The following is a 21,493-nucleotide window of genomic DNA, read 5'->3' on the forward strand; positions in this document are numbered from 1 at the left end:
CCAAGCCCGCGGCGAATGCGTGCAGCGCGCTTATTGCGGGCCGAGTTTCGCAATCAGAGCGGCGAGTTGCCCGCACTCTTCCTCGGTCAGATCGGTCAGCGGCGCGCGTACCGGACCAGCGTCGCGACCAACCAGTTTCGCGCCCGCCTTCACGATGCTCACGGCGTAACCCGCGCGACGATTGCGAATCGCCAGATACGGCAGGAAGAACTCGTCGATGAGCCGTGACGTGGTCGCATGATCGTCTGCGGCAATCGCACGATAGAACTCCATCGCGGTCTTCGGAATAAAGTTGAATACCGCCGACGAATACACAGGCACGCCGAGCGCCTTATACGCCGCTGCATAAACCTCTGCAGTCGGCAGGCCGCCGAGATACGAGAAACGGTCGCCGAGGCGCCGGCGAATGGTCACCATCGCCTCGATTTCGCCGACGCCGTCTTTGAAGCCGATCAGATTCGGGCAGCGATCCGCGAGCCGTTCCAGCATATCGGCATTGAGCTTTGAATTCGCGCGGTTATACACAATGACGCCGATGTTCTTCACCGCGTTGCACACCTGTTCGACGTGCGCGGCAATCCCTTCCTGCGAAGCCTCGGTCAGATAGTGCGGCATTAGCAGGACGCCGTTTGCACCAAGGCGCTCTGCTTCCCGCGCATACTCGATTGCGACGCGCGTCGGACCGCCCGCGCCGGCCAGAATCGGTACCTTGCCCTTGCACGTTTCAGTCGCTGTGCGAATTACATTGGTGTAGTCGCTTTTGGTCAGCGAAAAAAATTCGCCGGTGCCGCCTGCGGCGAACAGTGCGGTCGCACCATACGGTGCGAGCCATTCGAGCCGTTGCGCGTACGTGTCGGCGCGGAAGTCGCCTTGCGCGTCGAAGTCGGTCACGGGAAACGACAACAGACCTTCGGATACGATCGCTTTGAGTTCTTGCGGTGAAGTCATTTGTATATGCGTGAATATCGTCAAATGTGAATGAGCGGGCGAGCTGCGTCGCAAGCAATCAACGCACGAGGCACGGGCGCTTGTTGTCGAACTTCCAGTTGGGAATCAGGTACTGCATCGCGACGCCGTCGTCGCGCGCGCCGAGGCCGTGCTGCTGGTAGAGCGCGTGCGCCTTCTCGATCTCATCCATATCCAGTTCGACGCCGAGTCCCGGCTTTTGCGGCACTTTCACTTTGCCGCCGACGATCTGCAACGGTTCGCGCGTCAAACGCTGGCCGTCCTGCCAGATCCAGTGCGTGTCGATCGCCGTGATCTTGCCGGGCGCGGCCGCTGCCACATGCGTGAACATCGCGAGCGAGATGTCGAAGTGATTGTTCGAATGCGAGCCCCACGTGAGGCCCCAGTCATTGCACATCTGCGCGACGCGCACCGAACCTTGCATGGTCCAGAAGTGCGGATCGGCCAGCGGAATATCCACGGACTGCAACTGGATCGCATGGCCCATCTGGCGCCAGTCGGTCGCGATCATGTTGGTCGCCGTTGGCAAACCGGTCGCGCGGCGGAATTCCGCCATCACTTCGCGGCCTGAGTAGCCGTTCTCGGCGCCGCACGGGTCTTCCGCATAAGCGAGCACGTCGTGCTTGTCGCGACAGAGGCGGATCGCTTCCTCAAGCGACCATGCGCCGTTCGGATCGAGCGTCACGCGCGCATTCGGGAAGCGTTCTGCGAGCGCGGTCACCGCTTCGATTTCAGCGTCGCCGGGCAGCACGCCGCCCTTCAGCTTGAAGTCGTTGAATCCATAGCGGGCTTGCGCGGCTTCGGCGAGACGAACCACGGCTTCGGGCGTCAACGCTTCTTCGGTGCGCACGCGGTCCCAGTCGTCGCGTCCGTCAGCGCCGCTTGCATACGGCAGGTCGGTCTTGTTGCGATCGCCGATATAAAAGAGGTAGCCCAGCATTTCCACTGCATCGCGTTGCTGACCTTCGCCAAGCAGCGCAGCAACGGGCACGCCGAGATGCTGTCCGAGCAAATCCAGCAACGCAGCTTCGAGCGCGGTCACGGCGTGAATCGTGGTGCGCAGATCGAAAGTCTGCAGGCCGCGGCCGCCGGCATCGCGATCTGCGAACTGCGTGCGCACCTTGTTCAGGATGGCTTGCATATTACCGATCGACTGACCGACCACAAACGGACGCGCGTCGTCGATCGTCTTGCGAATATTCTCGCCGCCCGGCACTTCGCCCACACCGACATGACCGGCGCTGTCGCGCAGAATCACGATGTTGCGCGTGAAGTACGGACCATGCGCGCCGCTCAGGTTCAGCAACATGCTGTCGCGGCCGGCAACCGGCACGACGCGCAGTTCAGTAACGGTAGGCGTATCGTTCGAAATGGATGGGTTCGTGGACATAGGAACTAGACCGATTGAGATGGTGAGCCGGACGGTGGCGAGCAACGCAATTTGCAAGTACGCTCACCACCTGTGCCGGACGGAAACTGTTTGCGCGCGTGGCCCACGAGAGGCAGCCAGAGAAACAACGGTCAGTGTGCGCTGCCTTGCAGCGGATCGCGCAACAGGTTGCCGTCGCCGCGCCGATTACGCGTAAGGAAAGCCGCTGCGGCCGCGATCAGCGAAGCCACGCCGAGACCGTAAAGTCCGCCGGTGATCGAACCGGTATGTTGCTGCAAATACCCGAACGTGGCGGGCGCGAAGAAACCGCCCAGATTACCGATGGAATTGATCAGCGCGATCACCGCTGCAGCGACGCGCGCATCGAGATAACCCTGCGGAATCGGCCAGAACAGCGAGGCCGCCGCCTTGAAACCGATCGCCGAAAAGCAGATCGCGACGAACGACAGAAGCGGGTTACCCGAGGTCGACGCAAAGAGGCCACACGCCGCAATCACGAGCGCGACAGCGAGCCACGCCTGCTGAAAACGCCACTTCGCCGAAAGCAATGCGAAGCAGTACATTGCGACCATTGCAATGAGCCAGGGAATCGCGTTGAGCATGCCGACTTCGAAATCGGACAGGCCGCCGATCTTGCGGATGATGGTCGGCAGCCAGAAGGTAGCCGCGTAAATCGTCAACTGGATCGCGAAGTAGAGCAGGCAGAACAGCACGATCTGCGGATCCTTCAACAGCTTCACGGCCGGCAGATGCGCGCCGCCGTGTGCCACGCGCTCCGCCTGTTCAGCGGCGATCGTGCTTTCGAGAACGCCTTGTTCTTCGGCTGTGAGCCAGGAAGCATCGCGAATGCGCGATTTCAGGAACATCCAGCTGACCGCGCACAGCACGATAGAAAAGCCGCCTTCTATCAGGAACATCCATTGCCAGCCGTGCAGACCGAGTCCGCGAATGGACAACAGGCTACCTGTGATCGGCCCCGACACCACCGAAGCGATGGCCGAGCCCGAGAGAAAAATCGCCACAGCCTTGCCGCGTTCTTTTTGCGGCAGCCACTGCGTGAAATAGAACACCACGCCCGGAAAGAAGCCCGCCTCCGCGACGCCGAGCAGGAATCGCAACACGTAAAACGACGTTTCGTTCGACACGAACGCCATGGCCGCGGCAACGACACCCCACGTGCCCATGATCCGCGTGAGCCACGCGCGCGCGCCGTACTTCTGCATCAATACGTTCGACGGCACTTCGAACAGCGCATAGCCGATGAAGAACAGCCCGCTGCCGAGCCCATACGCCGCCGCGCCGATGCCCAGGTCGGTTTTCATGTGGGTGTTGACGAAGCCGATGTTCACGCGGTCGATGTAGTTCGCGATGAACATGATCAGGAAGAGCGGCAACACGTGCCGCTTGACCTTCGAGACGGCGGACCCCAGTGGATCGAGTGCGGCGGTGAGAGCAGAGGTCAAGAGAGTCTCCAGTGGCGACCGATTAGCGGCCTTGATCTGGCGTCATGTGCGGCTGGCACAGTCAGCAGTCGAACGGCGACGCACAGATATGTTGTCTGATGACAGTCTACTGCTGATCCGCAGCGCTTTCCAATGTGGTGTTTACCCTTCCTGGCGGCTATAACTCGCGTACATGGGCGAAAATCGAGGCGCACTCGCAACGTTTCAAGCCCGCAAAGCCGTTAAAATAAGACGTCTGATGACATGAAAGTCACTGCGGCGAGAATCTGCTGCGCTGACCAATGCCTCTTCATCATCGTTAAGCCATGAATTTTTACGACAGACGCTATGATGACTAATGTCCAGACGTCACCAGACGTCCCGCGCGCCCTCAACCCGCGCGTTTCCAGCCGATTAGTCAACAAGCCACAGCAATGAGCAGCCTAACTGAGAAAGTGGTGGCCACCCTTTCCGATGAAATCCGCCGCGGCGTCCTGAGACCGGGAGATCGCATTCCCACTGAAGTCGCGATGATGAAGCAGCTTTCTGTCAGCCGCTCCGTCGTGCGCGAAGCCATTTCGCGGCTGCAGGCGGCCAGGGTGGTAGAAACGCGTCACGGCATCGGCACGTTCGTGCTCGCGCCCGCCGCTGAGCAAAGCATGCAACTGCCCGCCGCCGATCTGTCGAGCATGCTCGACGTGATGGCGATCATCGAATTCCGTATCGATGTGGAAGCGGCGTCGGCAGCGCTCGCCGCTGCGCGGCGCACGGAGCAGAGCCTGAGACAGATGCGTGCGGCGCTCGCACGCTTCGAGTCCGAACTCGAACGCGGCAGCACCGACACGCTCGCGCACGACGTCGAGTTTCATTTGCAGATCGCGCGCGCAAGCGGCAATCGCTATTTTTTCGACGTGCTGAGCCAGTTGGGAAGCGCGGTCAGTCCGCGCACGCGCCTCGGCTCAGCGGAGATTGCAGAACTCGATCAGATCGAGACCTTGCGCAACGTGCTCAACGAGCACCAACTCATCTACCTTGCGATCGAGCGCCAGGACCCCGACGACGCCCGCGCCGCGATGCGCATGCATCTGAGCAACAGCCGCGAGAGGCTGCGACGCGCGCATGAGTCGAGTGCGCGAGGCGAGTAGCACCGCATTAACGGCGGGGCATTGCCGCCGGCGAATTCATAGCGGCGGCGGCGCTTCAACTTCGAGGCTCATCAACGCGGAACTGAGCGACTTGCCGTGCGCGTCGAGCGCGAGCGAGCGCGTCACGCCTCCGCCCAGCGCCTCGCCAAGCACGAAGTTGAACGCGGCAATGGCCGGCAGTTCGTAGCGCGCGACATTGCCGCGCACGACATCCGCGAGATGCGCCTTCACGCGCTGCGGCGTCAATACGGCCCGCAAATGCTCGTAGTGCCGTACGTCGTAACAGATCACCGAGATGTTCAGCGTATTGCCCTTGTCGCCGGTTCGCGAATGGGCCAGCTCACGTAGTTTCATCTCACGCCTCCACCATCGTGAACGTCGGCTTCACCAGATCGCGCGGCAACAGCACCGATTGCACCGCGACGACTTCGCGCGCTGACTTCGTGACTCCGCCGCCGCCCGCCGGGCCGTTCGTGTATAAGGTCTCGACTTCGTTGCCGACCCGCACAGCGTGCTCCAACGACGCAGTGCGCCCCGCCACGCGTGCGCGCACTTCGTAGGGCTCCGCCGAACCAGCGGCAAGAGTCTCGCCATGCAAAGCGTTCACGCCGATCAGGTCGAAGCGCAACTCTTCGGTCTGAACTCCGGTCAGCGCAAGCCGCTCGCGCACGATGTCGAGTGCGAGACGGGCACGCGTCAGCGCACCGGGGCCCGCATATGAAATCTGCCCTTCGCCAATAAAACCGTCGAAATACGCCACCGAGACCTTGAGCGTGCCCGTGCGCGGCGCGCCGCGGCCACCGCGCACGCGAACGCGGTCTGGCGCTTCTTCCTCGACGTGCACACGCGAGAAATCAGCGACCACGTCTGGTTGCAAATAACGTTGCGGATCGTGGATCTCGTACAGCAACTGCTCCTCGCACGTCGCCTCGGTCACACGTCCGCCAGCTTGCGCGAGCTTCGTGATGACCACGGCGCCATCTTCGCCGACTTCCGCGATGGGAAAGCCGAGCCTCGCCAGCGCGGGAACGTCTTTGAACCCGGGGTCCGAGAAATAGCCACCGGTGATTTGCCCCGCGCATTCGAGCAGATGGCCGATCACCGTCGCCTGACCCAGCGTCTGCCAGTCGTCCGTGCGCCAGCCGAACTCATGGATCAGTGGCGCCACGAACAACGACGGATCGGCCACACGTCCCGTGAGAATGATTTGTGCGCCCGCCGCGAGCGCGTCGACGATTGCGCTCGCGCCCAGATACGCATTCGCCGAGACGAGACGCGACCGGTAGTCCACTACCAGCTCGCCGGATTCCTCGAAGCGAAAGGCACCGTCACGCACGGCATCGAGCACGTCGTCGCCGGTAACCGCCGCAATCTTGACGTCGCCAAGACCAAGCGAACGCGCAATCTCCGCTGTCTTGCGCGCCGCCGCAAGCGGATTGGCTGCGCCCATGTTCGAGATAATGCGCACGCCATTGCGCAGCGCGGCCGGCAGCACCGCCTTCATGCGCGTCTCGAGAAGCGGGTCGTAGCCGAGTTCAGGGTCTTTGCTGCGCGCCTGCTGCGCAATCGCAATCGTGCGTTCGGCGAGACATTCGAACACGAGGTAATCGAGCGCGCCGTCTTCCGCGAGTTCGACTGCGGGCTCGATACGATCGCCCGAATAGCCCGCGCCCGCGCCGATTCGCACGAGGCGTCCCTGCTGAGTGGCTGTCATGCTGCTCACACCTGTTTCCGTAAAGCTCACAGTGAAAATATCCCCAACGCGACACATGCAATCGTCATCACGATGGATGCGCCGAACAACAAGGGGAACGTGAATCGCTGATGATCGGCGAGTTCGATCCCGCACAAGCCGACCACGAGGAAGGTGGCGGGCGTCAATGGGCTGACCGGAAAGCCCGTCGTCATCTGACCCAGCAACGCGGCCTGGCCGACCTGCACCGCGGGCACGCCGAGCTGGCCCGCCACTTCGGCGATAACCGGCAGTACCCCGAAGTAAAACGAGTCGGGATCGAACAGCATGCTAAGCGGCATCGACATGATGCCGAGCGCGACCGGAATGTGGCTCGCCATTGCGGGCGGCACAAAGCCAACTGCGGCTTGCGCCATCGCCTTGAGCATGCCGCTGCCCTGCATGACGCCCGTGAACACGCCGGCTGCGAGAAGAATGCCGGCCATCATCAATGCAGCGCGAGCATGCGCGTCGATCCGTTTGCGCTGCATGTCCACGTTCGGATAGTTGACCATCAATGCGACGCACAGGCCGACCATGAACATGATCGCGGGCGGAATTTTTTCGCCCATCACGACCATCGTGCCGAGTACGACGATCGTGAGCACGATGTTGAACCAGAAATTCTTCGGTCGCCGCAACGCCTGTTCTTCTGGCGTCAGTTCGCGTTTGGGCATCGGCACGGCACCGCTCGCAGCGCCGAAACCGAGCCGCTTTTCCTCGCGGCGTCCAAGCCAGAATGCAACGCCGAACACGAAGACGAGCCCGATTGCCTGTACCGGAATCAGCGGATTGAACAGCGCCGAGATCGGCAGATGCAGCGAGGCGGACGCGCGAATCATCGGTCCGGTCCACGGCAGGAAATTGATGCCGGCCGCCATCGAAACGGCCGCGGCCAGTACGCGCCGGTCCATCTTGAGACGGTCGTAGAGCGGCAGCATCGCGGGGATCGTAACGAGAAAGCAGACCGCGCCGGAGCCGTCCAGATGGATCAGCAGCGCGAGCAGCGTGGTGCCCATTACGATGCGCGTAGGCCGCGTGCCGACCGCGCGGAGAATGCGGTCGATGATCGGATCGAGCGTACCCGCGTCGGTAATGGTGCCGAAATAAAGAATCGCGAACACGAACATGCCCACGACCGGCGCGAGGCCCTTGAGCCCGTCGATCACAAACTTGCTCGTTTGAAAGCCGAACCCGCCGATCAACGACGCCGCAATCGGCACGATGATGAGCGCCACCAGGGGCGACATGCGTTTCGACAGGATGGCGCCGAGCAGCACGACGATGGTGGCCAGCCCCAGTAATGGCAGCATGTGCTTGTCTCCAATGTTGTTTTTTACTGCGATCCAGCGTAAGTTCAGGCCACTGATAAATCAATTGAAATGAATTGATTGCAGCAATTACAAACCGTCATGGATCTGAATCTTCGGGACATTCGCGCGTTTATCGCGGTCGCGCAAACGGGCAGCTTCACGCAAGCTGCTGCGCGCCTGCACCTTTCGCAACCGGCATTGACGGTACAGATCAGACGCCTGGAGGAAACTCTTGGCCTGCGGCTTTTCGACCGCAACAGCCGCAACGTCGCGCTCACACCGACGGGGCGCGATCTGCTGCCGCTTCTGCAAAAGTCGCTGCACGACATGGAGCATGTGCTGATCGACGCTCGCGCGCTCGGCGACGGCGCGAGCGGCACCGTGCGAATCGCCTGCCTTCCCACTTTCGCGGCAAGCTCGCTGCCTGAACTTGTTCAAGACCTGAAGAAAACCGTGCCGCGTGTGAGCTTCGAGGTGCGCGATGTCGTCGCGAGCATGGTCAATGCGTTGGTGCGTAACGAAGAGGCCGATATCGGACTGACCGGCGGCGCTCTCGACGACTCCAACCTGGAAGTGCTACATGCGGGCATCGACAGGCTGGTGGTGGTTTGCCCGAAGCGGCACCCGCTAGCGAAGCGGCGCCGCATCACGCTTGGCGATCTTGCTGCGACGCCGCTGGTGCTGACGGCGCAAGGCACGAGCGTGAGGGCGGTTGTCGATAACGCGTTTTCGAACGCGCGCTGCCTGCCCGAAATTGCCTGTGAGCCGACCTACATGATGAGCGCCGTAGCCATGGTTCGTGCGGGGCTCGGCGTGACCATTCTGCCGGCGTCGGCGCGCGAAGTGAGGGCGGAGCCTGAACTCGTGGTGCGTCCTGTCGACGATCCGGCATTCACGCGCCCTATCGCGCTGATCAAGAAGCGTGGACGCACGTTGCCGCGTGTCACGGAGACGTTCGTTGCAATGTTGATCGAGAAGCTCGACTCGGAGTGAACGGCGGTTGGGCGCTTGCGGCGTATCCCGAGAAGCGGCGAGGCGGCAAGAGGCAGCAGAATCCCGTAGGTTCGTTGCTATGCGCGCTGCTGTGCTGGCACGCTGTCGCTTGCGATGACAGTACTGGCAATCAAAGAGGAGACAACCGCGATGGCAGCTTTCCAGGAATCGGACGACGACTCGCTTGAACGCTTCGAAGCGCACGGCGCGCCGCCGCTGCCTGCGTCGAACAAGTCGGGCTGGGTCGAGCACGAAGGCGCGCGAATCTGGTACGCGTCTCACGGCAACGGCACGGCAGTGATTCTTTTGCACGGCGGACTTGGCCACAGCGGCAACTGGGGTTATCAGGTGCCGGCGCTCCTTGCGGCCGGGCACCGCGTGGTGATAATCGACAGCCGCGGTCACGGCCGCAGCACGCGCGACGCGCGGCCGTACAAGTACGAACTGATGGCTTCCGACGTGCTTGCCGTAATGGACGCGCTCGCGCTCGAACGCGCGGCAATTGTCGGCTGGAGCGACGGCGCGTGTGTCGCGATGGTGCTGGGCATGGTGGCGCCGCAACGCGTTGCCGGCGTCTTCTTCTTCGGCTGCAATATGGACCCCAGCGGCACAAAAGAATTTGTAGCGACGCCGGTTATCGACCGCTGTTTCAGCCGGCACCGTCAAGACTACGCACGCCTTTCCGCCACGCCCGACGAGTTCGACGCATTCGTCGCCGCCGTCAGCGAAATGATGAAGACCGAGCCTAACTATTTTGCGGACGACCTCGCGCGAATCCGCGTGCCGGTTGTCATCGCACAAAGCGAACACGACGAGTTCATCAAACGGGAGCACGCTGAATATCTCGCCGGCGCGATTCCCGGTGCGGAATTGAACGTGTTACCCGGCGTTAGTCATTTCGCGCCGCTTCAAAGACCGGCGCTGTTCAACAAGGCGATGATTGCGTTTGTGGAGCGCGTGCTGCCGGGCGCCCCCTCCTGAACGCATACGGGGGTGTATCGACAAAGCACCCAATATTTCACGATGCGACACGCGGCCCTGCTTCGTAAAAAATCGTGGTGCGTGGCACAAACTCGTCATTTCGCAATGTCGCCCCACGTTGCACATTGCAAAATGAAGCGCGCAACTCTTTGATTTTTAATAACAATTTTCGTTAGAACGAAGCTCCCAACGACCGCTTGCTCCGCTGCCTGCTGACATAGACTCTTTTACAAGAGCAGGCGCTTCATGCGGTGCGGTGGATTGGATGCGATAGAACCATCTCGGAAAGTCCCCGAATCCCGCGCAGGAAGCCGCCAGAGCACAGCGGTTTTTATTGGCAATTGGGAGATTAAAAATGAAAGGCTTTCGCTTTGGATCGACCGAAGGAGCGTTCTACATTTTGCCGGGTCAGGACGGCTGGGAAGCATCGTACGGCAACGACAAACTTGGCGAGTTTTCCAGCCCGCAACAAGCGGCTGACGACCTCGCGCGCGGTTTGACCTGCCCGCATCTGTCTGAAGTCGATACCTCGACGCTCGAAATTCCGGAGAAACTGAGCGACTGGGAAATCGTTCACGTTTGATGGACCGCACTACGCGCTTCCGCGATATGCAGCCAGAAATGACGATGGCGCTCGAGAGCGCCATCGTCATGCTTACCGCTTACTTTTATGCCGCGTTAGGTGTGTGCCTGACTGCGTCTTTCAAAGCGTGCGCAAGTGCGTTGTCACCTGGGCCGCTCCTCACACGTGTCAGCACATGGCTGAACACTTCACGCAATCGAGTCCACGATTTTGTTCAGCGTGGCGCTCGGGCGCATAGCCTTGCTCGTCAGTTCGACGTTCGGACGATAGTACCCGCCGATATCCACCGGCTTGCCTTGTGCGGCACGCAGTTCTTCAAGGATCTTCGCTTCGTTGTCAGCCATCGCCTTAGCTACGCCGGCGAACTGAGCCTGCAACGTCGCGTCTTCCGTTTGCGCGGCGAGTGCTTCGGCCCAGTACATCGCAAGGTAGAAGTGGCTGCCACGGTTGTCGAGACCGCCGACCTTGCGCGCCGGCGACTTGTCGTTGTCGAGGAACTTGCCGGTTGCCTGATCCAGCGTCTTGGCCAGAACCTGCGCCTTCGGGTTGTGATACGCGCTGCTCAGATGTTCGAGCGACGCTGCCAGCGCCAGGAATTCACCCAGCGAGTCCCAACGCAGGAAACCTTCTTCGACCAGTTGCTGAACGTGCTTCGGCGCCGAACCGCCCGCGCCCGTTTCGAACATGCCGCCGCCTGCCATGAGCGGGACGATGGACAGCATTTTCGCGCTGGTACCCAGTTCCATGATCGGGAACAGGTCGGTCAGGTAGTCGCGCAGCACATTGCCCGTGACCGAGATCGTGTCCTTGCCGGCGCGGATGCGCTCGACCGAGAACTTCGTTGCCTCGACCGGCGTCATGATGCGAATGTCCAGACCGTTCGTGTCATGGTCCTTCAGATACTGCTCGACCTTTTTGATGATCTGCGCGTCGTGTGCACGAGCCGCGTCCAGCCAGAACACCGCCGGCGTGTTGGTGGCACGCGCGCGGTTCACCGCGAGTTTGACCCAGTCCTGCACCGGTGCGTCTTTGGTCTGGCACATGCGCCAGATGTCGCCCGCTTCCACCGCTTGCTCGATCAGCACAGCGCCGCTTGCGTCGGTCACACGAACCACGCCGTTCGCCGGAATCTGGAACGTCTTGTCGTGTGAACCGTATTCTTCAGCGGCTTGTGCCATCAGGCCGACGTTGGGCACCGTGCCCATGGTGACCGGATCGAACGCGCCATTCTTCTTGCAGTCTTCGATCACTGCCTGATACACGCCCGCGTAGCAACGGTCCGGAATCACGGCCTTGGCGTCGTGCAGTGCGCCGTCCGCGCCCCACATCTTGCCCGACTCGCGAATCATGGCCGGCATGGACGCGTCGACGATCACGTCGCTCGGCACGTGCAGGCTCGTAATACCCTTGTCCGAGTTGACCATGGCCAGTTGCGGACGCTGTTCGTACTGAGCCTTGATGTCGGCTTCGATCTGCGCAGCCGTTTCGGCCGGCAGGTCTTTGAGGCGCGCGTACAGATCGCCGATACCGTTGTTCGGATTGAAGCCCGCTTGCGCCAGCGCGTCAGCGTGCTTGGTCAACACGTCTTTGTAGAACACCGATACGACGTGACCGAAGATGATCGGATCGGACACCTTCATCATCGTGGCTTTCAGGTGCACCGAGAACAGCACGCCCTTGCGCTTGGCGTCGGCGATTTCCGCTTCGATGAAGCTGCGCAGCGCGTTCTTGCTGAGCACCGACGCGTCGATAATCTCGCCCGCCTGCACCGGCGTCTTTTCCTTCAGAACCGTCTTCGTGCCGTCGGCAGCCGTCAGTTCGATCTTCACGGCACCGGCCGCAGCGATCAGTGCCGATTTTTCGCTGCCGTAAAAATCGCCGCCGCTCATGTGAGCGACATGCGACTTGGAGTCTGCAGACCACGCGCCCATTTTGTGCGGATGCTTGCGTGCGTAGTTCTTCACCGACAGCGGCGCGCGGCGGTCCGAGTTGCCTTCGCGCAGCACGGGGTTGACCGCGCTGCCCTTGATCTTGTCGTAGCGTGCCTTGACGTCTTTTTCCGTTTCCGTCGTGGCGACGTCCGGGTACGCCGGCAGTTTGTAGCCCTGATCGCGCAATTCGGTGATCGCGGCCTTCAGTTGCGGCACCGAAGCGCTGATGTTCGGCAGCTTGATGATGTTCGCTTCGGGGCGCGTTGTGAGTCCACCCAGCTCAGCCAGATCGTCGGAACCCTTCTGTTCCGCGGTCAGGTAGTCCGGAAATGCAGCGATGATCCGGCCAGCAAGCGAAATATCGCGCGTTTCAACGATCACGTCGGACGAGCGCGTGAACGCCTTGACGATCGGCAGCAGCGAGTAAGTCGCCAGAGCAGGCGCTTCGTCGGTCAGGGTGTAGATGATCTTCGGCGGTGTGGACATGTTTGATGCTTTGCTAGGTGAAGTGAGAGACAGAGCGTTGGACGCGCTGAGCCAGCGAGTTGCGACGAAGCAGCAAAACGCAGCGCGACCCGCGGCACTACTTTTTACGGCCCGACCGTGAGTATATGCGCGTTTTCCTCTATCCGCTGCTAAACAAACATGCCGGCGAACCCGCCGAAAGTGCGATGATGCCCGCCAGACAAGGCTTTCAGCGATTTATCCTACGCCTGAAGACATATGTCTTATAGATGACTTAAGTCGCAAAATTTTGCCAGATGCGAATTGTTTGCATTAACGCTGAGCTGAATCCATCCGCACGATCGTGCGCGAAACACCGTGCCGCGCGGTTGTCGTTCTGCGCTACACCGTCTGGCCTTCACGGTAACTCTGTGCCATTGCGACGACCACCTTGCGCGGCCCTTCGAACGGGTCGCGTGCATGCGCCGTCAACATGTTGTCGAGCATCAGCACGTCGCCGGTTTGCCACGGAAACACGACCCGCTCTTCGTCGAGAACGCCGCGAATCTGTGCAAGGGCGTCGGCTTCGAGCGGCGCGCCGTCGCCGTAATACACATTGCGCGGCACGTTTTCCAGACCTACGGAATCGATCAATGCGTCCTGCATGTCCTCATCGAGCGACGAAAGATGGAACAGGTTCGCCTGGTTGAACCACACGTTTTCACCCGTGCGCGGATGCCGCGCCACCGCCTGACAACGCTCGCGCGTGCGCAGAAGCAACTCGCCGTCTTCGCTGTCGCGCCATTCGCATTCAATGCCGCGCGCGCGGCAAATACGCTCGACAACGCCTGGATCGTCCGAGCCGAAGGCCTGCTGCCACGGCAAATCGAGCCCCTGACCGAAGTTGCGCACGTAAAGCAGTTCGCGGCGAGCAAAACGCTCGACGAGCGCGGGGTCGAGCGCTCGACAAATCGCGCGGCTGTCCGCAATCGGCGTCGCGCCGCCGGAACGCGCGGCGAGCGCGCAGTGGAACCAGATCCGTAACGGCCATTCGCGGGTGTACGACTGCTCGTTATGCAAAGGGATCGAGCGATGCGGCGGATATTCCGTCGATGTGTACACCGCGCCCTCAACCTGGCTACGCGGCGTAGAAGCGAATTCATACCCGATCAGCGGATGCCCGAACGAGGCGGCGAAACCTTGAAATGCATCGATCGAATCAACCCGGAAGCCTGAGAAGAGCACGCCGCCGGCGCGCTCGAGCGTCTCGTCGACAATCACGTGCAGCAGCGACGCGGCGTCGTTCAATGACATGTCCCCGCCCGCGCGTGGCGACACGACCGTGGGTAGGCCGGGCTCGATAGACAGATCGGCGAGCGTGGGCCGCGGCGTCGAAAGCATGGTCATACGAATTCCTTTGGATGATGCCGTGTACCGGCAGCGGTCTGGCGCCGCCGGTTTGTCGGCGGCGCGCACGCTCGTCCTTCTAAAAACACACCGCCAATCTATCGCAAACGCGAATGATTCTCAATATCCACCTGAGATGGCCCTGCCGATCTGATGGATTCACCCGCGGAACGCAGCAGGACGTTAGCTTTGCCGTTCAGCGGGCGATCCGAATCTGGTACAACTGGAGTTCGGCGCCGCGTCTGCCTGGCTAGGAATATCGGCAGCCCGCGGCGACATCGGCTTCACGCTCTGAGATCTCGACCACTGTCTTGTTGGAGTTACTGATGGCTCATGCCTACCTGCAGGTGATCGCGCATTATTTCGCCAAGCCCGGCAACGGCGATGCGATCGTCAAGCATCTCACCGAACTCGCCGCCGCCACTCGCGCGGAGCCGAAGAACCTCTACTACGAATTCTTCCGCTCGCCGCTCGAGCCGGACCACTTTGTAATCCTCGAACAGTACAGCGATGCGGACGGCCTCGCGGAGCATCGCGAGACCGAACATTTTCAGCGTCTTGGTTTCGGCACAATCGTTCCCTTGCTGGAGCGACGCGAAGTGTCGAGCCATATGGTCCCGGGAGAAGCAGCATGACGAACGCATTCCGCTTTCAAACGGCGCCCACGCTGATAGTCGAATTCGGTGCGGCTCGTCGGCTCGGCGCTTTGCTGCGCGCGCAATTTCCGGCGCTTGAACGTCTGTGTGTCGTGACGGACGGCTTCCTGCACAAAAGCGGCTTACTGGACCCGGCGCTTGCCGATCTCGCGGCGCATGGCTGGAATGCGACGGTGATCGACGACGTGATCGCCGATCCGCCAGAACATATCGTGCTTGAAGCGACGGCTCGCGCGCGCAGCGCCGGTGCCGAGATCGTGCTGGGCTTGGGCGGCGGCTCGTCGATGGATGTCGCCAAGCTCATCGCAGCACTCGCTCCACAGCAACAGCAGCAGCTCAGTGAAATGTATGGCGTGAACAAGGTGACGGTGCAGCGCCTGCCGCTTGTGCAGATGCCGACCACTGCCGGAACCGGCTCCGAAGTAACAGCCGTCTCGATTGTCACAGTCGGCGAGGCCAGGAAGATGGGCGTCGTCGCGCCGCAACTGATCGCCGATCTGGCGATTCTCGACGCCGAACTCACGCTCGGGCTTCCCGTTGCCGCCACGGCGGCCACGGGGATCGACGCGATGGTTCACGCGATCGAAGCGTATACGTCCGCGCATCTGAAGAACCCGGTATCCGACATGCTCGCGATAAAGGCGCTCGAACTGCTGTCGCGCAACCTGCTGCCCGCGTGCGAGGACGGCAACAATCGCGATGCGCGCGAGGCAATGCTGCTGGGCGCGACTTTCGCGGGACAGGCATTTGCAAACTCGCCGGTCGCTGCCGTGCACGCGCTGGCGTATCCGATTGGCGGCATTTATCACGTGCCGCATGGGCTTTCCAACGCGCTTGTGCTGCCGCATGTGTTGCGCTTCAACGCCGACTCGGCGGCAGATCTCTACGCGGAACTGGCCGACGTGGTCGTGCCCGGAACGACCGGCAGCGCCAGGGACAAGACCCAGGCGCTGATCGAAAATCTCGAACGGATGATTGCGGAGACAGCGATTCCGGCGCGACTGCGCGATGTCGGCATCGAGCGCGAAGGGCTTGGACGCATGGCCAGCGACGCGATGTTGCAAACCCGCCTGCTCGTGAACAATCCGCGGCCCGTCAGCGAGGCCGATGCACTGGCGATTTACAACGCTGCCTTTTGATACGTTTTGATCTCGACACTGGCGCAGCAACAACCGCGAGATTTTCAACGCGATACAGCCGCCGCCGGCCGCAATAGCTGGCGCTGCTAGCCTGCGCGCGACTGCCCCGACGCCGCACGCGGAAACGAAACGGCGATATGCACGCCTTTGCCGCCCTCACCCGCCTGGAGCACGATATCGCCTTTGTGCGCGTCCGCGACTTCCCGCACGATGGCGAGTCCGAGACCCGTGCCCTCCGTATCCGTCGAGGCGCGAAAGAACGGCTCGAATATGCGGCTGCGAGACTCGGCTGGTATGCCCGGACCGTCGTCGATCACGCTAACGGTAACCCTGTGTGCGTCGGCGGTCACTGCGACCGTGACGTGCCCGCCGCTGCCGGTGTAGCGAATTGCGTTCTCTGCGAGATTGGCGATCAGCGCCTGAAGCAGGCCGCGGTGCCCCGCCACCGGCGCGATGTCGCAAAGCTCCGCGCCGAGATCGATTTGCCGCCCTTGCGCAAGCAATGCGAAGTCTTCCACCACTTCCATGGCTAACGGCACGAGATCGACCGTTTCGACAATCACCTGCCGGTTGTCCGCCGCCTCGGCCTGAGCGAGCAGCAACAGCTTGTTGGTGAGTCCGACCATTGACCGGTTGCTGCGATGCATGGCGGCCAGCGCTTCGTCGAGCGCCGGGTTCACGCCGCCCTGCTGCCGCGCGAACTGCAACTGGGTGCCGAGCAGCGTGAGCGGCGTACGCAACTGGTGTGCGGCGTCGGCGATAAAACGGCGCTGCGCGGCAACCTGCACGCCGAGGCGTGCAATGCATTGATTGATGGCTTCGACAATCGGCCGCAATTCCGTATGCAGACGGTCCACGCGGATCGGCTCGAGTTGCATGGGATCGCGGTCGGCGACCTCGTCTTTCACCTTCATCAATGGACGCAATTCGAACGTCAGACCGATGCACACGAGCGCCACGGCAAGCGCGATCATCTCGATCTGCCGCACGAGTTGCGGTCGCCATAGTTGTTCGGCCATCGCGTCGCGTGAACGCACCGTCTTGCCAACAGTGACGCGCACGTGGCGCGTCGCGCCGTTGTCGTACATGAGCCGAACGAGCCCCACGGCGCGCACGTTCTGGCCGTATAGCGCGGTGTCGTAGTGGTCCGGCGTATCGGCCGCTTGCGCCGGACGCGGCGGGAATTCCGGCGTTCCCGCAAGCAGTTGCCGGTCGTCCACATTGACGCTGTAGAACACCTGATCGCGATAAGGCGACGCGAAGATTTCGAGCGCCGCCGGCGGTACATCCACGCGCAGGAAACCGTCGACCCATTCCACTTCGCCCGCAATCATTCGCGCTGACGAAATAAGCTGATTGTCCTGCACGAGATCGGCCGTTCGCCGGGCATTGTCGTACTCGGCCTTGCCAGTCACGAACACATACAATGCGAGCGGCACCAGCAACCACCATAACAATCGGACGCGCAAACTATTGGTCATCTTCTTTCTTGCGCAGCAGGTAGCCGAGCCCGCGCAGCGTGACGATGGCCGCCGAACTGCCGTCGAGCTTCTTGCGCAGGCGTGAGATATAAATCTCTACCGCGTCTTCGCTCGGCTCATCGGCGAGCGTGAAGATCGCGTCGACGAGCGCGGGCTTGGTCACCGTTTTGCCCAATCTAAGAATCAGCGTTTCGAGCACCGAGCGCTCGCGCGGCGTGACGTTCAGCGGTGCGCCCTTCAATGTGAACTGACGCGTATCGATGTCGAACGCAAGGTCGCCGCACACCACTTCGCTCGCCTTCGACGGAGACTGACGACGGATCGCCACCTTGATTCGCGCGATCAGCTCGCGCACTTCGAATGGCTTCACCAGGTAGTCGTCGGCGCCCGCGCCGAGCAACTCCACTTTCTCGTCGATCGAACCGCTCGCCGTCAGAATCAGCACGGGAGTCGCGTCGCCGCGCTGACGCAGCCGGCGCAGGACGTTTTTGCCCGACAACTTCGGCAAATTGAGGTCGAGCAGGATCACGTCATAGTGATTCGTGCGCAGCAAGCGGTCCGCCGCGTCGCCGTCCTGCACGGCGTCGAGAGCGAATGCCTCCTGCTCCAGCATCTTCGCGAGCCAGTGAGCGAGAGTGGGATTGTCTTCAATGAGCAGCAGCTTCATGGCACAAACGGCGAGAGTCAGGGCGTCGATTGTGCCGTAAAAACAGGGCGCTGCGCGTATCGCGTGAGGTTCGGCGCATACAGTTTCATGTTCTACCCCGAGCTTCCGCTAGATGCGCTGCGTGCGGTTTGCGGCACGATTTCGCGCGGTTCGGGGTTAACACTCACTATTTGCCGGCACCGTCGAAAGCTGGCAGAAGGTTTCCGATTTCTATAATCGCCGTCATTCACTCAAAAAGCGCCGCATGGTCCATAGGGCGGCGGCCAAACCCCAGGAGACTGCCTCATGCGTACCTTGCGCCAGATCGCCGCTGTGTCCGGTGTTGCGTTTGCCCTCGCCGCTGCTTCGGCCGCCGCTCATGCGGAGAAACTCACGATCATGGTCGGCGGCGCCACCAAGATTATTTACCTGCCGGCCAAGCTGACTGAACAACTCGGCTACTTCAAGGACGAAGGCCTCGACGTCGAAATTCTCTCGCAGCCCGCGGGCGTGGATGCAGAGAACGAACTGCTCGCAGGCGCGGTGCAAGGCGTAGTGGGCTTCTACGATCACACTATCGATCTGCAGAGCAAAGGCAAAGAAGTGCAGGCGCTGGTGATCTTCGGCCAGGTGCCGGGCGAAGTGGAAATGGTCTCCACGAAAGCGGCAGACAGCTTCAAGAGCATGGCTGACGCAAAAGGCAAGACGCTTGGCGTGACCGGCCTCGGCTCCTCAACAAGCTTCCTCACGCAATACCTTGCGCAACGCGCGGGTGTTCCGTCCACGCAATACACGCTGTTGCCGGTAGGTGCCGACAATAGCTTTATCGCGGCCATCAAACAAAGCCGTATCGACGCCGGCATGACGACAGAGCCGACGGTCTCGCAACTTCTCAAGACCGGCGACGCAAAAGTACTGGTCGATATGCGCACCCTCGAAGGCACGCGCGCAGCGCTCGGCGGCACTTATCCGGCTTCGAGCTTCTACGTGCAGCGTGCGTGGGCCGAGTCGCACAAGAGCGACGCAGCGAAGCTTTCGCACGCTTTCGCAAAGACGCTGAACTTCATCGCCACGCATAGCGCTGAAGAAATCGCGGCCAAGATGCCGAAAGACTACTACGGCAACAACAAGGACCTTTACGTCGGTGCACTGAAAGCGTCGCTGCCCATGTTCACGAAGGACGGCAAGATGCCCGCCGACGGCCCAGAGACCGTGTTGAAGGTGCTCTCCGCATTCAACCCCTCGGTGAAGGGCAAGCACATTGACCTCGCCAAGACCTACACGAACGACTTCGTGGCGGCGCCGGTCAAGACCGCGGCCAAGTAACGTCATCCACATCAAGCAAACTGCGAGGCACCAGCCGATGAACCAACCTATGTCACGCGAGACGCCTGCGATCGAAATGCGCAACGTGTCCTGCCGTTTCATTTCTCCGGACGGCAAGGCAACCATCGCGTTGCGCGACTTCAGCATGTCGGTGGCGCGCGGCGAGTTCGTTGCGATTGTCGGGCCGACGGGCTGCGGCAAATCCACCACGCTCAGCATGATTACGGGCTTGCTCAAGCCCACTACCGGCGAAGTGCGCGTGATGGGCGCGCCGGTGGACGGCATCGATCCGCGCATCGGCTTCGTGTTTCAGGCAGACGCCGTGTTTCCGTGGCGCTCGGTCATCGACAACGTCGCGGCCGGTCCGCTGTATCGCGGCCGCTCGAAATCCGCCGCCTATGAAGAAGCGAACGAGTGGCTGCGCCGTGTGGGCCTCGACAAGTTCGGCAAGCACTATCCGCATCAGTTGTCTGGCGGCATGCGCAAACGCGTGGCACTCGCGCAAACGTTCATCAACCGGCCGGAAATCCTGTTGATGGACGAACCGTTCTCCGCGCTCGACATGCAAACGCGCACGCTGATGCAGGACGAATTGCTGCAGTTGTGGGGCGGCGCCGGTTCGGTCGTATTTGTCACGCACGATCTCGAAGAGGCGATTGCACTCGCCGACCGCGTGTTCGTGCTGACCGCGCGTCCCGCGACGCTAAAAAAGGTCTACGAGATCGATCTGCCGCGTCCGCGTGTCACGTCGGAAGTTCGCTACGACCCGCGTTTCATCGAAATCTCGCGCGACATCTGGCACGACCTGCGCGAAGAAGTGCAGATCGGTTAATCAAGGAAAGCGAAACATGTCTACTACTCCTCAACAGATGATGCCCTCGGGTATCGACGCCGCGTCGCTCGCGCAGGTCGAACGGGTCGCGCAAAAACGTATCCGGCAACGTCAGGTGCTGGTGATCGCGCTGCGTATCGCCGTACTCGTGATCGTGCTCGGCGGCTGGGAACTGTCCGCGCGCCTGAAGTGGATCGACCCGTTCTTCTTTTCGATGCCGACCGCGATTTTCGATCAGATCGTCGACTGGTTCGTGAACGGCACGTCTCAAGGCCCGCTTCTCACGCAGGTTTGGGTCACGCTCGAAGAAACGGGACTCGGCTTCATTATCGGCTCCGTTGCCGGCGTGTTCTGCGGCATTCTGCTCGGCCGCAACAAGTTGCTGTCGGACGTGTTCAGCCTCTACATCAAGATCGCCAACTCGATTCCGCGTGTGGTGCTCGGCTCCGTGTTCGTGATTGCGCTGGGCCTCGGCATGGCTTCGAAAGTTGCACTCGCCGTGGTGATGGTGTTCTTCGTCGTGTTTGCCAACGCGTTTCAGGGCGTACGTGAAGCCGATCGTTACATGATCGCGAATGCGCAAATTCTCGGTGCTTCGCGCCGTCAGGTAACCACGTCGGTCGTGATTCCCTCGGCATTGAGCTGGATTCTTGCAAGCCTGCATGTGAGCTTCGGCTTCGCGCTCGTCGGCGCAGTGGTCGGCGAATTTCTCGGCTCTAAACAAGGTATCGGCCTGCTGATTTCCACGGCGCAAGGTGCGTTCAACGCAAGCGGCGTGTTTGCCGCGATGATCGTGCTGGCCGTGGTCGCGTTGGCAGCGGACTACCTGTTGACCGCAGTCGAGCAGCGCTTGTTGAAATGGCGGCCGGCAGCCGTCTAAACCTGAGCCACCTTGCCGTGTAAAAGCGCGGCGGTACAAAAAAATGCCGTTCGGTGAATGACCGAACGGCATTTTTGCATTCTGTTGTCACCAACGCCCCCAGTTGCAGCGGCGCATATGGCGGCCGCCACGCCGCGCGCGTAGGTGTTCAGCCGTCCGAGCCTGGCGGGAGAGGGCCGATCTTCTCCGGCTTCTCACAGCGATAT

The 21,493-nt window shown here is 61.4% G+C and carries 19 protein-coding genes; 9 read left to right on the forward strand and 10 right to left on the reverse strand.

The features are described 5' to 3' along the window. Positions 1-30: 30 nt before the first annotated feature. The 3 genes from kdgD to J2W46_RS21500 form a co-directional block, all read right to left on the reverse strand. A complete protein-coding gene (gene kdgD / locus J2W46_RS21490) occupies positions 31-948 on the reverse strand; it encodes a 5-dehydro-4-deoxyglucarate dehydratase (RefSeq protein ID WP_088175592.1) in 918 nt (305 codons plus the stop codon). Positions 949-1,006: 58 nt separating this feature from the next. Beyond that, positions 1,007-2,356, reverse strand: coding sequence for a glucarate dehydratase (gene gudD / locus J2W46_RS21495; protein WP_087753075.1), 1,350 nt, complete (start codon positions 2,354-2,356; stop codon positions 1,007-1,009). A 131-nt stretch (positions 2,357-2,487) separates the two neighbouring features. Continuing rightward, positions 2,488-3,819 (reverse strand): MFS transporter, encoded by a 1,332-nt coding sequence (locus J2W46_RS21500; RefSeq protein WP_088175590.1) that lies wholly within the window; start codon positions 3,817-3,819, stop codon positions 2,488-2,490. A gap of 413 nt (positions 3,820-4,232) precedes the next feature. Between J2W46_RS21500 and J2W46_RS21505 the strand changes: the two genes are divergently transcribed. Then, on the forward strand, positions 4,233-4,943 hold the full coding sequence (locus J2W46_RS21505; protein WP_027804770.1) for a FadR/GntR family transcriptional regulator: 711 nt from the start codon (positions 4,233-4,235) through the stop codon (positions 4,941-4,943). 36 nt (positions 4,944-4,979) lie between these two features. Here the strand turns inward: J2W46_RS21505 and J2W46_RS21510 are convergent, their stop codons facing one another. Genes J2W46_RS21510 through J2W46_RS21520 form a run of 3 tightly spaced genes read right to left on the reverse strand, consistent with a single transcriptional unit; the run spans position 4,980 to position 7,988 of the window. Further along, positions 4,980-5,297, reverse strand: a complete 318-nt coding sequence (locus J2W46_RS21510) for an AtuA-related protein (RefSeq protein WP_204523205.1) — start codon at positions 5,295-5,297, stop codon at positions 4,980-4,982. Position 5,298: 1 nt separating this feature from the next. After that, positions 5,299-6,657 carry an acyclic terpene utilization AtuA family protein gene (locus J2W46_RS21515; protein ID WP_310355953.1) on the reverse strand — a complete coding sequence of 453 codons (1,359 nt, stop codon included), beginning with the start codon at positions 6,655-6,657 and terminating at the stop codon, positions 5,299-5,301. Positions 6,658-6,683: 26 nt separating this feature from the next. After that, the gene (locus J2W46_RS21520) at positions 6,684-7,988 is read right to left on the reverse strand and encodes a CitMHS family transporter (protein ID WP_020068866.1); all 1,305 of its coding nucleotides are present in this window, start codon (positions 7,986-7,988) and stop codon (positions 6,684-6,686) included. Positions 7,989-8,087: 99 nt separating this feature from the next. On the opposite strand from J2W46_RS21520, the gene J2W46_RS21525 reads away from it, so the two are divergent. From J2W46_RS21525 to J2W46_RS21535, 3 genes are all read left to right on the forward strand, one after another. Beyond that, positions 8,088-8,981, forward strand: a complete 894-nt coding sequence (locus J2W46_RS21525; protein ID WP_310355957.1) for a LysR family transcriptional regulator — start codon at positions 8,088-8,090, stop codon at positions 8,979-8,981. A 150-nt stretch (positions 8,982-9,131) separates the two neighbouring features. Continuing rightward, complete coding sequence (locus J2W46_RS21530; RefSeq protein ID WP_310355959.1) at positions 9,132-9,962, forward strand: alpha/beta fold hydrolase; 831 nt, start codon at positions 9,132-9,134, stop codon at positions 9,960-9,962. Between the two features lie 355 nt (positions 9,963-10,317). Then, entirely contained in the window at positions 10,318-10,545 is a 228-nt protein-coding gene (locus tag J2W46_RS21535; protein ID WP_020068863.1) for a hypothetical protein, read from the forward strand. 188 nt (positions 10,546-10,733) lie between these two features. Here the strand turns inward: J2W46_RS21535 and J2W46_RS21540 are convergent, their stop codons facing one another. After that, positions 10,734-12,962 (reverse strand): NADP-dependent isocitrate dehydrogenase, encoded by a 2,229-nt coding sequence (locus J2W46_RS21540; protein WP_088175585.1) that lies wholly within the window; start codon positions 12,960-12,962, stop codon positions 10,734-10,736. Between the two features lie 360 nt (positions 12,963-13,322). Next, positions 13,323-14,327, reverse strand: coding sequence for a TauD/TfdA family dioxygenase (locus tag J2W46_RS21545; RefSeq protein WP_088175584.1), 1,005 nt, complete (start codon positions 14,325-14,327; stop codon positions 13,323-13,325). A 326-nt stretch (positions 14,328-14,653) separates the two neighbouring features. On the opposite strand from J2W46_RS21545, the gene J2W46_RS21550 reads away from it, so the two are divergent. Continuing rightward, positions 14,654-14,962 carry a putative quinol monooxygenase gene (locus J2W46_RS21550; protein WP_027778121.1) on the forward strand — a complete coding sequence of 103 codons (309 nt, stop codon included), beginning with the start codon at positions 14,654-14,656 and terminating at the stop codon, positions 14,960-14,962. Beyond that, complete coding sequence (locus tag J2W46_RS21555; RefSeq protein ID WP_310355964.1) at positions 14,959-16,122, forward strand: iron-containing alcohol dehydrogenase; 1,164 nt, start codon at positions 14,959-14,961, stop codon at positions 16,120-16,122. Before J2W46_RS21550 ends, J2W46_RS21555 begins: the two co-directional genes overlap by 4 nt. 86 nt (positions 16,123-16,208) lie before the next feature. Here J2W46_RS21555 and J2W46_RS21560 read toward each other — a convergent pair whose 3' ends face one another. Further along, complete coding sequence (locus J2W46_RS21560; RefSeq protein WP_310355966.1) at positions 16,209-17,603, reverse strand: sensor histidine kinase; 1,395 nt, start codon at positions 17,601-17,603, stop codon at positions 16,209-16,211. Next, on the reverse strand, positions 17,593-18,270 hold the full coding sequence (locus J2W46_RS21565) for a response regulator (protein ID WP_027778124.1): 678 nt from the start codon (positions 18,268-18,270) through the stop codon (positions 17,593-17,595). Before J2W46_RS21565 ends, J2W46_RS21560 begins: the two co-directional genes overlap by 11 nt. Before the next feature lie 285 nt (positions 18,271-18,555). Here J2W46_RS21565 and J2W46_RS21570 point away from each other — a divergent pair, with 285 nt between their 5' ends. Genes J2W46_RS21570 through J2W46_RS21580 form a run of 3 tightly spaced genes read left to right on the forward strand, consistent with a single transcriptional unit; the run spans position 18,556 to position 21,287 of the window. Beyond that, positions 18,556-19,575: an ABC transporter substrate-binding protein gene (locus J2W46_RS21570; protein ID WP_020068856.1), complete on the forward strand. Its 1,020-nt coding sequence runs from the start codon at positions 18,556-18,558 to the stop codon at positions 19,573-19,575. Between the two features lie 37 nt (positions 19,576-19,612). Further along, positions 19,613-20,407, forward strand: a complete 795-nt coding sequence (locus J2W46_RS21575; RefSeq protein ID WP_027778126.1) for an ABC transporter ATP-binding protein — start codon at positions 19,613-19,615, stop codon at positions 20,405-20,407. 16 nt (positions 20,408-20,423) lie between these two features. Further along, a complete protein-coding gene (locus J2W46_RS21580; protein ID WP_027804767.1) occupies positions 20,424-21,287 on the forward strand; it encodes an ABC transporter permease in 864 nt (287 codons plus the stop codon). Positions 21,288-21,493: the final 206 nt, after the last annotated feature.

It is taken from the genome of Paraburkholderia strydomiana (assembly GCF_031456815.1).
Taxonomy (GTDB): Bacteria; Pseudomonadota; Gammaproteobacteria; order Burkholderiales; family Burkholderiaceae; genus Paraburkholderia; species Paraburkholderia caledonica.